This window comes from Dyadobacter sp., from assembly GCF_051859145.1.
Lineage (GTDB): Bacteria > Bacteroidota > Bacteroidia > Cytophagales > Spirosomataceae > Dyadobacter.
Genome location: NZ_JBHYGF010000042.1, coordinates 1 through 13,562, shown reverse-complemented (window position 1 = coordinate 13,562; position 13,562 = coordinate 1). Strand labels below are relative to the sequence as shown.

Below are 13,562 nucleotides of genomic sequence, written 5' to 3'. Positions count from 1 at the left end.
AAAGGTTTAAATGTCACTTTTCCTTCGCAGGTCCGCACCTTGCATACCATCGCCGGCTACCTGAAATCCAAATGGCTGATGCGCGGCAGGCAAATCGAAGACCTTGAAAACTTGCCAAAAATGACGGAGCCGGAAAAGCTGGCCGCGATGCGCCTTTTGCAAAACATTACGGCGGCTTCGTTTTCCGCCATTCCGGAATTGTACCCGGTAATGGTGCTCAAAATGGTCGAACTGTCGCTCAAATACGGCATTGCGCCTGAATCCGCGATCACATTTGCGACTTATGGCGCCATTGTCAATGCAATTGAAACGAACCACAAAGCTTGTTACCGGTACGGAAATGTGGCATTGAAACTGGCCGACCGGATGGAGAATTCTGAGGCAAAAGCGCGGACATTACTGTTGTTCAACATCGTCAACCGATCGTCGGGCGAGCATATCAATAAATCGCTCGAACCGCTACGGGTTGCTTACCAGACCGGCGTGGAACGGGGCGATGTGGAATACTGCTCCTACGCTTCAAGTTCGTACAGTTTTCATCTGTTGCTTTCAGGAAAAAACCTGCATTGGGTGAAGCATGAAATGTTACGCTACAAGCAGTTGCCCAAATCGCTCTCCAAAGAACCCGTTTCTCATTACAATGAACCGCTAATCCAGATTGCCTGCAATTTGCTGGGCGAGAATGATGATCCTGTTGTTTTGACCGGCGAGTATTTCGATGAGGGACCGGCTTTTTCCGGCATTTTTGCTTTGAAGAATAATTCCCGGATGTTCGTTTGCTTTGCCTACAAAATGGCACTCGCCTGTTTCTCCGGTGAGTTTGAAAAAGGGCTGGAATATGCGCGGCAGGCAGAGCGGTTTGCCACAAACGTGCGCGGCACCCAATTCGAATCGCTTTTTTCCTTCTTTTTTAGTTTGGTAAATATTGCAGTTTACAAAGCCGGAAAAGGAAGTAATTTTCATTTGAAAAATGCTGTCAAACATTGCGATAAGCTCCGGAAACTTTCGCGGCACATTCCCGTCAATCTGGCACACAGGGTTTATCTGCTGGAAGCCGAAATTGCTGCTGCGAAAGGACAGAGTGAGCTGGCCGCAGTGAGCTACGACAAAGCCATTAAAACCAGTAACGAGAACGGACATGTGCACGAAGCGGCGTTGAGCAACGAGCTTTGCGGCAGGTTTTGGAATGAAAAAGGCCAGCTAAAAATGGCGCTGACTTACCTGAGTGCAGCTTTGGACGGTTACAGGGAATGGGGCTGTGTGATCAAGGAAAGGCAGTTGCTGGCCGAATTCCCGGCGCTTTCACAAGATATTTCCGAGTACCCGGCTCCATTTATAACCGGAGCCACATCGGGGGAAAGTATTGTATCCACACTGGACCTGGCTACGCTGATGAAAGCTTCTACCGCGATTTCGAGCGAGGTTGTTTTCAGCAGGTTAATGGAAAAACTGATGCAGTTCGCGATTGAAAACGCGGGCGCGCAGTCGGGTTACTTTGTGCTGGATTGGGGCGGTGAATTGTACATTGAAGCCCGCAGATCGGTGATCGATGAAGTGAGCGACGTCCGCAAACTGCGCTTGGCCGATTCGAATGAAGTTCCCGCCAGCATTATCGAGCACGTTTTTCGAACCAAATCAGACGTTGTCCTGCACGATGCGCTTGCCAGTGATGCTTTCAAAAATGATCCGGTAATCGTAGAAAGGGAAATCCGCTCGGCATTGTGCATCCCGGCATTGAACCAGGGCAAGCTGGTGGGCGTGTTGTACCTGGAAAATAACCTGGCGACGGCGGTATTTACCAATGAACGCACGCAGCTTTTGAAGTTACTGTCAGGACAAATCGCCGTTTCCATTGAGAATGCGATCTTGTACGAAAAGCTGGAACAGAAAGTGGCAGTGCGGACTGCGGAAATTCAGGTTCAGAAAGAAGAAATCGAGCGTCAGAAGCAATTGGTAGAAGAAAAATCGAGGTTTAAGGAGCAGTTTTTTGCCAATATGAGCCATGAGATCCGCACGCCGATGACGGCCATTCTGGGTATGTCGGAGCTGATTTTTGACACGCCCCTCGATGCAAAGCAAACTGAATATGCGAAGGGAATCAGGTATTCTTCCGAAAACCTGCTGGCGATCATCAACGACATTCTCGACTATTCCAAAATCGAAGCCGGCAAGTTTTCATTCGTCAATAAACCATTCCAGGTCCGCGACCGGATGAACCGGCTCGGCTATATCCTGAAAGTAATCGCGGAAGAAAAAGGACTTAACCTCCAAGTGACCGTAGACGATGATGTAAGCCCGCAACTGATCGGTGACCCGATCCGCCTGCACCAGATTTTATTGAACCTGGCCGGCAATGCGGTAAAGTTTACCGAAAATGGCGGCGTTTCCATCCGGGTAAGTGTGGTAAGTAAAAACAGGGAAAGTGAAGAGCTGCTTTTTGAGGTAACCGACACCGGCATCGGCATCGCGCAGGACAAGCTCGCGTATATTTTTGAAACCTTCACCCGCATCGACGACGATCTGAATACCAAACAATCCGGAACAGGACTGGGGCTATTTATCGCCAAAAAGCTGGTGGAAGAACAGGGCGGCAGTATGCAGGTGAACAGCATTCTGGGCAAGGGTACCACATTCAGTTTCAACCTGACTTTCGAAATTTGTAACCCTGGCGAACAGGTGGAGGATGAAGACAAGGAGAGGATACTTTCCGGCGTGAATATCCTGCTGGTGGAAGACAACCTTTTCAATCAGGTTGTGGCGGAAGAAACCTTGAAAAAAATCATCCAGAATGTACGCGTGATTATTGCAGATAATGGAGAGATCGCATTGAAAAAGCTGGACGAAGCCAGTTTTGATATCATATTAATGGATGTAAAAATGCCCGTAATGGATGGTTACAAAGCCACGCAGGCGATCCGGATGCGGGAAAAAGACAGGAACACGCCTATTCTCGCCTTCACTTCCAATGCAAATCCGGCCGAAGCGCAGAAGTGCCGGAATGCGGGCATGGACGATTATATTACCAAGCCCATTGAAGCCAAAAAATTGAAATACAAGATCAGGAAATTGCTGGAAGCGACGAAGCAAATGGAGCAAACGTTATAATCACTTTGCTTCAAATTCTGCTTGCCAGAACAGGTCGAAATGTTCTATAAATTGATCGATCCGCGCAGTGATTGAGCCGGTATCTCCATTGTCAATGCTTTATTCCATTTCCCGCATTTGCTCGGCAAATTCGTTCATACCCACGTAGCTGAACTGGGTTTTAAGGCTGTGCAGCGAAGTTGAAAGTTCTTCCCATTCCTGACTTTCACAAAGTTCGGGCAGTTGTTGGACTTGTGCAGGAACCTGTGTCTTAAATACTGAAACGAAGCGAGAGACAAGTTTTTCGTCGCCCGACATCAGGCTTTTAAGTAAAGATAAATCCATCATCCGGCCACACTTTGTTTGTATACCAGCTTGTAACCTTCTCCATGCAGATTCAGGATTTCAATGGACGGGTCGGCTTTCAGGAACTTACGCAGTTTGCTGACATATACATTCAGACTATATCCACGGTAATGTTCCTCGTCGCCCCAAATTCCTATCATCGCCGCATCGCGGGTGAGTACTTTGTTTTGATTATCACAGAACAATTTTAGCAGCTTGGATTCGATGGAAGTGAGCTTGATTTTTTCGCCGGCCACTGTAAGCTCGCGCAATTCAAGGTCAAACTTTGAATTACCCCATTGATATTGATCTGTTTCAATCGATTTTTCCTGCACTTTTACCCTTTTCAAAATGGCTTTGATCCGGAGATAAAGCTCCTCCATACTAAATGGTTTTGTCAGATAATCGTCTGCGCCCAATGTCAGCCCTTTGATCTTGTCTTCTTTCAGCGACTGCCCGGTCAGGAAAATGATAGGTGTCAATTCACTCATTTCCTTAATCTCCTCGGCCAGCGTAAAACCGTCCTTCTTTGGCATCTTGATATCCAGCACACACAGGTCAAACGAATGTGATTTAAATGCTTCAAGCCCAGCCTGTCCGTCATGTTTGAGCATCACCCTGCAGCCCTTCATTTCAAGATATTCTTTGGTCAATTCACTATACTGGACTTCGTCGTCGATCAGTAGTAAGTTGGGCGTTCCCATTATGTTGAGTTTAGTGCGAAAGTCGGTTGAAGGCGGCAAAAGTAGAATAATATCATTCTTGAAAATGCTTTCCGCAGACAATCTTATTGAATGGTTTTGCCAATAAATTTTGATGTAAAAAACCATTTCTCTTTTGACTAAGAGATTAGTCGCAATCAAGCTGCAAACCGCTGCCCATCAAATAGATATAGTTGACAGCCATTTATACTTTTTTATAGTTTTTAGCATTTCTTTCAAGTTACGCAAAATGGGCTGCGATACTTTTGTCAGCGTCAAATAGGAAGTAAATATCCAACCAAAACTTAATTATGAAATCTCAAACTTTTGTCATGAAAACGGTTAAAAACGTGGGCGTACTTGCCTGCATTGCATTGATGTCTGCGTGTAATTCCAGCAACGAACCAGAAGTGCTTACGCCATCTGTCAATTTCACTGAAGTAAAAGGAAGCGGTGATATCAGTTCTCAGCTGGCCTCTTTCAGGACATTGCTGGGCAGTCAATTAAACACGACCCCAGGCCAGACCGGCGGTCGCCGTGAAATAAACTGGGACGCAGTTCCCGACAACCAAACGAATACGAACACTTTCCCGGGCGACTTTTTCAACAGTACTGATCCTGCCGCGGCTGCCGGAAGAAAACGCGGTGCCATTTTTACAACTCACGGCAGCGGATTGCGAATCAGTGATAAAAACTTCAGTGACCTGGTATCCGGTTATGACGACCAGTTCAATGCATTCAGCCCGGCCCGCACTTTCGCAGCCGTGGGAAGCAACAAAATGGACGTTACGTTCAAAGTGCCTGGTACTGATAAGAATGCTTTTGTAAAGGGATTTGGCGTTGTGTTATCGGATGTGGACAAAGCGAATTCGACGACATTAGAATATTTTGAAGGCGATAAAAGTCTGGGCAAATTAAGCGCTCCGACAAGAAAAGATGATCAAGGCTTCTCATTTCTTGGAGCCGTTTTTCCGGACAGTAAAATAACAAAAGTGACGATCACCGCGGGCTCAGCCGCAATCAGCAAAAAATACAATGGCAGCAGTGAAAGCGACCTGGTGATTATGGATGATTTTCTTTACAGCGAACCTATCGAAGAGTGATATCTTAATATTGTCGCGCTACTACCACGCTGGAATTGATAAAATCGCTCACCAGCTCCCGCCCGCGCAAAAGCGTAAATCGAAGTCCGTAGATTTTTACCAGTGCTTTCATATTATTTTCCTTTATTTGGCATTTCGCCTAACAAAATTCTCTTCTATATTCTTTTAAGCCAATTAAATGGAGCAAATAGTCAATTTCATCAATGATCTCATTTGGAGTAAAGCTTTGATCGGGCTTTGTCTTGCAACCGGAATTTATTTTTCCATTGTGACGCGTTTTTTGCAGGTGAGATACATAAAAGATATGGTGGCGCTGCTCTTTGGCGGCAAATCTTCGGCGCAGGGTGTGTCTTCCTTTCAGGCTTTTGCGATAGCTATTTCCGGTCGGGTAGGGACTGGCAACATTGCCGGGGTAGCTACCGCGATAGCAATGGGAGGACCAGGCGCGGTGTTCTGGATGTGGGCGATCGCATTCCTGGGTGCAGCGTCGGCTTATGTAGAAGCGGCATTGGGACAGATTTACAAAACGGTTCAGGACGGACAGTACCGGGGCGGTCCGGCTTATTATATAGAAAAAGGTTTGGGGATAAAATGGTATGCAAACCTGTTTGCATTTGCCACGATACTCAGCACAGCGCTTTTTTTGCCCGGCGTGCAGAGCAACAGCATTGCTACCAGCTCGCTCACTGCATTTGATATCCCGGTGGAAATAACAGGCGGATTTGTAACGGTATTGCTGGGACTAATCATTTTCGGCGGGGTCAAGCGCATTGGCAAAGTGGCGGAATTTGTGGTGCCATTTATGGCTGGCGCTTACATTCTCATGGCACTGATCGTGATCGGGCTAAATATTACAGAAGTACCAAGTGTGTTTGCATTGATATTCCGCAGCGCATTCGATATGGAGCCTGCATTCGGCGGCATTTTTGGAATGGCGGTACTTTGGGGCGTAAAGCGCGGCGTTTATTCCAATGAAGCCGGGCAAGGTACTGCGCCCCACGCTGCGGCTGCGGCTGAAACAAGCCACCCGGCCAAGCAGGGTCTTGTGCAGGCATTTTCGGTATATGTCGATACACTTTTTGTTTGTACGGCGACGGCCTTAATGATCCTTTTTACCGGACAATACAACGTGGCCAATCCAGCGGGGGGCTTCCTCGTGGAGCACATTCCCGGCGCAGCAATGGGCGCGGAGTTTACCCAGTCGGCCATTAATGTGCATTTCCCTTCACTGGGCAGCGGGTTTGTGGCCGTAGCGCTTTTGTTCTTTGCATTCACCACCGTTATGGCTTACTACTACATTGCCGAAACCAACCTGAGCTACCTGCTCGGCAATAAAAACAGCAAAGCCGCACTCTGGGGACTACGTTTCCTGATCATGGCAGCAACCTTTTACGGCTCCATCAAAACTGCCGCTCTCGCCTGGACAATTGGCGACATTGGCGTCGGATTAATGGCCTGGCTCAACATTGTTGCAATCATTTTGTTAAGAAAACCGGCATTGGATGCGCTCAAAGATTATCAGAAGCAGAAGGACGCAGGGAAAGATCCGGTCTTCCGTCCGGAGGAGTTGGGGATTAAGGGTACGGAGGAATGGAAGTAAGTGGAGGAAGAATAGTTATTTCATCTTCTTTGAAAACTTGAAATCAAACTTTCAAACTCAGCCAGATCAATCGGTTTGGTGATGTGGCCGTCAAAACCTGCCTTTTTTGCCTTTTGCTTATCTTCTTCCAAACCATAACCAGACAAAGCAATTAACGTTACACCCCGGCCCCATTGACCTTGACGGATTTGCGTTGCGGTCTGGTGACCATCCATTCCCGGCATTCCAATATCGCATAGTACAATTGAAGGTTTTAATTTCTCGACCAGTTCGGCCCCTGTTTTTCCGTTGGTTGAGATTTCTACTTCGTACCCTTTAAGCCGCAGCAGCATAGCCGTTAGTGTGGCCAGATCTTCCATGTCGTCAATTACCAAAATTCGCCTGGACGAACATTTTTCAGCCAAGTTTTCTTCCGTCCTGGTTTGATTCTGCTCTTTAAAATCCAGCAATGGAATATAAACCCAGAAGTCACTACCATGACCGATACCTTCGCTCTTAGCGGTAACTTTGCCGCCGTGCATTTCTACAAGCTGCTTTACCAATGTTAACCCGATTCCCAATCCACCTTGTGTCCGCGCAAGCGAGTTATCTCCCTGCACAAAAAGGTCAAATACAGAAGTCTGCTGCTCGTTACTGAGCCCAATTCCATTGTCTTTGATACTGATTGCGCCATAGCCATTTTCAACAAAAACACTGACCCAAACATGTCCGTCATCTTCCGTGTATCGCAGACCATTCGTCAACAGATTAGTCACCACTTGCGAAAGTCGTGTCGAATCCGCTTTGGCAAACAGTTCAGGTGTTAATACTGCAAGAGAAAGTTGTTTATGCCGGCTTTCAAATTGAGGTTTGATTGCTTTTACGGCATTAGCTACCAGTGGCCCTAATTCAAGCCGTTCCATTTTTAATTCGATCTTGCCCTGCGTAACACGGCTCACATCGAGTAAATCGTCAATCATTCGAACCAGATGGGTAGCTTGCTTGTCCATCATCCCCACGATCTCAGAGGCCGCGGTGTCAATACCATGTGTAATCTTCAACACTGATATTGCATTCCGTAAAGTCGAAATCGGGTTTCGCAGTTCGTGGGCCAGCATTGCCAAAAATTCATCCTTTCGTTTATCAGCCTGCTTTAATGCATCTTCACCTTGTTTCTGAACCGTCAGATCGCGCAGTACTTTCAACAGGCCGATCAAATTTCCATCCTCGTCCAGCAAAGGTGTAGTTACCCCTGATCCATAAAAACGGGAGCCGTCTTTTCGAAGATGCCAGCGTTCGTTCTCAACTCTGCCATTTTCAATTGCTGCCCGTCTTTCAAATTCCGGCGCTCCGTTTGCCCTGTCTTCGGGAACGAAAAAGATTTCACCAGGCTGTCCAAGGATTTCCTGATCAGCGTAGCCAAGCACAAACTGCGCGCCTGCATTCCAATCGAGCACCCGCAGGTCGAGGTCCAGCGTGAAAATGGCGTAGTCGGTCGCGCTCCCCAGAATAGCGCTTTGCCTTTCTTCGATACGCTGTAGCTCGCGCTCAGCCTTGGCACGTTCTACCGCCGCCCAGGTACGTTCCGCCACCTGCATTAACAGGGTTTCCTCATGCGTTGACCATTGCCGGATCTTATCATCTCCGATGAGAAAAGATGCAACCAGACGTCCTTGTTTAACCAACGTGGCAATCAGCATAGAGCGAAACCCGATCGATGTATATCGGGCGCGAAGCTTGGAAGTCAGCATCTCGTAGCTTTCATAGTCACTCACATTAAGCAACGGATTGGCTTTGAGTAGGTCAAGGAACTCCGGCACGTCGGACACGTCATGTTCCCCAATCAGAGAAGCAAGTCCCTTCCTGGTGGCATCGCGATGCACAACGCCGACCTTGGTAACCTCATCCCACTGCACATAGTAGCACCATCCCGCACCAAAATGCGCACGCAATACATTTGTTACTTCCCCCTCAATCATGACAGGATCAGTGAGCGGCCTGATTTTATCACCCAATCTCAGTAGCAGTGCTTGCTCCTGCTCCTGCCGCTTGCGTTCTGTGACATTTCTAAACACAATGCCCACGTACTTACTGCCTTGCTCGCCAATGCGGGAGGCTGCAACCTGAAACCACATTCCGCCCAAACGTTGTACACAATATTCAAAATGGACCGGCTCGCCAGTCCTGACTAACTGATCATATTTTTCAAGAACAAAATCTTTTTGATCAAGAAGTAATTCTGATCTTTTCCGGCCTTGTAAATCAACTCCTACATGCTTTATAAACGCAGGATTATTTTCCTGATAAATAAAGTCGACAACCTGCCCGGCTTCTCCAAAAACCAGCTCTACGATACTGAAACCCTCGTCAACCGATTCAAACAAGGCACGGTATTTCTCTTCATTTTTCCTTAGGGCGGTTTCTGCTTTTGCTTGTTCCACAGCAGTCCAGGTGCGCTCGGCCACATCCTGCAACAGCTCACGGTCATTACTAGTCCATCTCCGTGGCGTCGTAGTGGTAGCCGCAAGCGCCCATATCACATGTTCCGGACCCCTGCGCAATGGCACGACCAAGAGCGAACGCAATCCTAATCCATTCAATAGCTGCTTCTCAGAATCTGAAAAGCGTGGATCGGTAGGCGCGTCTTCAATCATCATAGGTTGCGTCATCAGCTGCCGCATTGTTTCGGGATAATCCGCCAATTGGAATACGCCGGACATGGGCGCAAGATCCGGACGAAAGTATTCAGGACCGACAGTTGAAAAGCCTTGCTGTTCAGATACCTCACTGACCCAGCAGCGGTCGAGGCGAAAATGCCCGGTTAAAAGTTGCAGTGTCCTGTTTTGTATAGCGAGCGGGTCGGTAAGTGCTCGCAGCTCGTCGGAAAACGCGAGCACAAATTCCTTTCGTTGTTCTTCCTTCTTCCGTTCGGTAACGTCCTGCATAACAGCCAGCAGCATTTTTCCCGAGCCGTCTTCTACGCGCGTTACAAACACTTCCAGCACCATACCCTGCGGCTCACTCTCCCGTTCAATGCGGATGGATTGACCCGTTTCCAGTACCCGGTCGTAGTCGTCATACCAGGCTTCGACTTCGTCAGGCAAATTGTCACGGATCGATTGCCCACTCAGATCGACTTTTCCGAACATGGCCTGCATGGCCGGGTTCATTGCCACATAACGGTAGTCCCGGAGTCCGTCGGCGCGAACAGGCAGGCGTTCAAAAAGGCAGACACCGTCATCAACCGAGTCAAACAGGGTTCGGTGCCGGGCTTCGCTGATGCGCAGCGCTTGTTCAGCGCGGGCGCGTTCGAGCCTGATCCAGATACGCGCGGCAAGTTCTTTGATGAATGCTACTTCTTCGCGATGCCAATGGTGCGCAGCGGTATGGTAAAGCCCTAGCCAGAAGCGCCAGACGCCGTCACGTAGCAGTGGAACCGTTATCAGCGATCCGACGCCGACTGATAAAAACCTGGCTCCGTCAGCTAACGGATTGCTGAAAACGTCGTCGATGACAACCGTTTCACCCGCACTCATTTTCAGATTGAACTCAGGCGTCAGAAAATCACTGATTCGGGCGGGGGTTCTTATTTCGAGCGTACCGGCCCGCTGCCAGGCATGATTGACAATAATGGTATTATTATCATGATCCAGCTCTACAAACCGGCAATGCGATAGTCCAAAGTGCTCACCGATTTTTTCTCCGAGTACTTCGAGCGTTTCACCAATGCTGGTCAATTGTTCGAGCTCCGCACTGAGTTCATTCAGGAAAGTAAGATTGGCCTCACGCCTTTTTTGCTGGGTAACTGCAGTAGCCCAACTACTGCCTACATGCCCGACTAATGCAAATTTTGTCTTATACCATCTTCCAACATCTTGCAAATACACCTCATTGCTGAGCGGCTCGCCGGTTTCCGCTACCTCTGAGTAGATGTTGATCCAGTTGGTTTCAAAACGTGTTGGTAATTCGCTAAATCTTTTTCCCACAACGTTACCTAACCCTGTATGCTCCCCAAAGGCAGCATTTTGCTCCCGGAAAATCAGGTCGGCTACTTTACCGTTTTCGTAAATCAACTCTATCAGGCATAAGCCGTGGTCGGTTGCATTATACAATGCCAGGTGATTTTCGTCTGCTTGCATAAGTAAGTGGATAGGTAACTGTATCGAAAGCGACGACCCCCCACAAACTCTATGCCATTTAGCTACAAACTATTAAGCATCATTCTCCTCACTTCTGATTTTTGGTTACCAGCTTTTGGGTAAAGGCAACACGTTTATCAGTTAAGTCCCAGGAAAGCAGTTCCTGCTCTACTAATGCGCTGTGCTTTTTACTTATATCCCGAAGTGCATTACCTACCGACTTGCGTACATATTCACTTTCGCTCGCTTTCAGTTGTGCAATAAGCCCGATTGCAATTTCCGGATGTTCTTTAAAGTAGGGGCGGGAAGTCCAGATACGTAATCCTTCTATCACCGCCCGGTTTAAATTAGCATTTTCATGCTGCAGCCAGCTTTTAATCTCAGTCAGAGCTGCTTCGTAACCGATGCGGCTGCAATAGTAATCAAAGGCTTTCGCCAACATTTCCTGCACGCGCCAGTTCGGGTCGGCCGCAACGGTAGACTTCAATACTTTTAGCGCCTGCTCATTGTCCGCCGCGAGCTGTCCCAACAGGAAGGTGCCGAGCATGCGCGCCTGGTAGGCTTCATTCCCGAGAAGTTCTAATGCAACAGAAAGAACATCTACCTGCTTTTCTTCAAGAATGTTCCTGCCGGCTTCTTCAATGTGTTTGAAGCCATGCTCGGTTTTTTGGAGTTCATGAATGATTTCTTCCAGCATATCAGATAACAAAGCTGTTTTCTGCAAAGTAATAGCAATCTTAATTTTTTAAAAGCTCCGGCGTGATCATTGCGTCGGTGCTCTGGCGGGGTAATTTGTAGACGTCGCCTTTTGAATTAGTAAAATACAGGAATGATTCGGAAGGTTTCCGTCCGTGACCGTCGGCCCAGATTCCGTAAAAATCAGGTTTCGCACCAACAGGTTTGCGCACGTACGAATGGTTCATGGTGCTGTTCTGCGTCATTTGCTTTTCTTTATTCCAGCTTTTACCACCGTCTTTACTCAGCCACATAGCCACCTCTCCGCCCGGGTTATAGGCTTGGGGGCCATCCACCGTCGGCCCGATCACTTTCAGCACTTTGTCCGATTCCACGTAAACAGAACCCATATCGTAATTGCTATCCGACGTGGTGACTACGTTGCGGTCCCATTTGTTTTGCCTCCACCTAAAAAGCGTCCATTCTCTCGGATTGTTGCCAGGTCCGGCTTCGAAACCTTTACTCGAAATCACCAGTATCGCAGGTTTCTGTTTGGGATCAAATGTGATATCCAGCAGGTAACAGTTCAGTTTCTCACTGGCATAATCGTGGACTACTGCCAGATTTTTAGCATCCGTCAGCGGAAGCTGTGCTTGCTCGCCCTGGATATTCTGCCAGGTTTGCCCGAAATCTGACGTTTCCAGGTATTGCAGATTGGTCCGGTAATTAAGTCCTTTACCAAGCGGGTGGTAATCAAAGGCCACACCCACTTTTCCATTCAGCTCGGTGCTCACCTGATAATGTCCCTCCTGAATGTGCGCGAGCACTTTCCATTCATTCCAGCGAACCCCGTCTTTTGTAGTGTTGAAACCGATCACGCGCTGACCTTTCGAGTTGTACTTGGTAAATAGCGCAATGAAACCTTTGCCTTTAATGGGGTATACCTGGAAATAGGAAAAGTTGTTGAAGGGAACTTCCTTTCCATTCACGATTTCTGTTGCCTTTATCGTTTCAAAAGCCTCTATATCATACGGTTTTTTACTCTTGTGAATGTAAGAAGGCCGCGACAGTCCGTGCGAAGTAGAGAAGATCCAGACATAACCCTGATCATCGATGGAAATCACAGGATTATCGTGGGCATCAATGGTTTTTTTATCCAATAAAATAACCGGGTTAGCCACTTTGCCGGTTTTGTGATCGAAGTAGGATACATTGTGAAGCAGCGTCGAGTTGGTATCGTCTGTGCCGCCGAAACAGAAAAAGGTCTTGTCTACCTTTTTCGCGTATATCGCGAATGGGCGATGATTGGCCGGGTATACAGCCAGTCCGCCACTGTATTTATACACGTACTCGTCTTTTGAAGGTTGGTTCATGTACCAGATACCTTTAAAACCATCCGCCTTTTTGAGGATCATCTCGGCTTCTGCGTATTGAAGGTCCGGGTGAACTGTTTGCGCAAATGCAGCGGTGGTAAGCAAAGTCAGTAAAAAGGCACAGGTTAATGCAATGGATTGATTCTTCATTTTTCAATAATTAGTGATTAAAAACGTACTGACCTGAAATCAGTAACCTGGGTTTTGTTTGATCCTGTCCGGATTGATCTGGATCTGGGTGAGGGGGATCGGGAGCAGCAACCGGAAAGGCTGCACATTCAACCCTTTTGCATTCATTACTTCTATCGCCCGGCCGGTGCGTGTGAGGTCAAACCAGCGGTGGTTTTCAAACGCCAGCTCAACGCGCCTTTCCTGTTCAATCGCCAGCCTGAATGCGGCCTGCGAAGGAATTTGCTGGCTCGTCTTGTCGGCCAGTCCGGCTCTTTTTCTCACCATGTTCAATAATGCAAAAGCTTCTCCGCCAGCCGCATAGCCCACTTCATTCAATGCCTCGGCGCGCATCAGCAGTACATCAGCGTAGCGTAGCACAGGCCAGTTGTTAT

General features: G+C 47.9%; 9 protein-coding genes. 3 read left to right on the top strand and 6 right to left on the bottom strand.

What is annotated here, in order from left to right; genetic code table 11:
- Positions 1 to 3,105 (top strand): ATP-binding protein (locus ACTIE6_RS03650; RefSeq protein WP_439555330.1); only part of this gene is annotated, 3,105 nt, incomplete at its 5' end.
- A 99-nt stretch (positions 3,106 to 3,204) separates the two neighbouring features.
- Here ACTIE6_RS03650 and ACTIE6_RS03645 read toward each other — a convergent pair.
- Both ACTIE6_RS03645 and ACTIE6_RS03640 read right to left on the bottom strand, forming a co-directional pair.
- Positions 3,205 to 3,432 (bottom strand): Hpt domain-containing protein, encoded by a 228-nt coding sequence (locus ACTIE6_RS03645; RefSeq protein WP_439555329.1) that lies wholly within the window; start codon positions 3,430 to 3,432, stop codon positions 3,205 to 3,207.
- Positions 3,429 to 4,133 (bottom strand): response regulator transcription factor, encoded by a 705-nt coding sequence (locus ACTIE6_RS03640; RefSeq protein ID WP_439555328.1) that lies wholly within the window; start codon positions 4,131 to 4,133, stop codon positions 3,429 to 3,431. Before ACTIE6_RS03640 ends, ACTIE6_RS03645 begins: the two co-directional genes overlap by 4 nt.
- 308 nt (positions 4,134 to 4,441) lie before the next feature.
- Here ACTIE6_RS03640 and ACTIE6_RS03635 point away from each other — a divergent pair, with 308 nt between their 5' ends.
- Positions 4,442 to 5,233 (top strand): hypothetical protein, encoded by a 792-nt coding sequence (locus tag ACTIE6_RS03635; RefSeq protein WP_439555327.1) that lies wholly within the window; start codon positions 4,442 to 4,444, stop codon positions 5,231 to 5,233.
- Between the two features lie 178 nt (positions 5,234 to 5,411).
- The gene (locus tag ACTIE6_RS03630) at positions 5,412 to 6,833 is read left to right on the top strand and encodes an alanine/glycine:cation symporter family protein (protein WP_439555326.1); all 1,422 of its coding nucleotides are present in this window, start codon (positions 5,412 to 5,414) and stop codon (positions 6,831 to 6,833) included.
- Between the two features lie 20 nt (positions 6,834 to 6,853).
- On the opposite strand, the gene ACTIE6_RS03625 is transcribed toward ACTIE6_RS03630, so the two are convergent.
- From ACTIE6_RS03625 to ACTIE6_RS03610, 4 genes are all read right to left on the bottom strand, one after another.
- Complete coding sequence (locus ACTIE6_RS03625; protein ID WP_439555325.1) at positions 6,854 to 10,951, bottom strand: GAF domain-containing protein; 4,098 nt, start codon at positions 10,949 to 10,951, stop codon at positions 6,854 to 6,856.
- A gap of 88 nt (positions 10,952 to 11,039) precedes the next feature.
- Entirely contained in the window at positions 11,040 to 11,675 is a 636-nt protein-coding gene (locus ACTIE6_RS03620) for a DNA alkylation repair protein (protein ID WP_439555324.1), read from the bottom strand.
- 13 nt (positions 11,676 to 11,688) lie between these two features.
- On the bottom strand, positions 11,689 to 13,149 hold the full coding sequence (locus tag ACTIE6_RS03615; protein ID WP_439555323.1) for a BNR-4 repeat-containing protein: 1,461 nt from the start codon (positions 13,147 to 13,149) through the stop codon (positions 11,689 to 11,691).
- A gap of 39 nt (positions 13,150 to 13,188) precedes the next feature.
- On the bottom strand, positions 13,189 to 13,562 hold a 374-nt coding region (locus ACTIE6_RS03610), incomplete at its 5' end, for a RagB/SusD family nutrient uptake outer membrane protein (protein WP_439555322.1).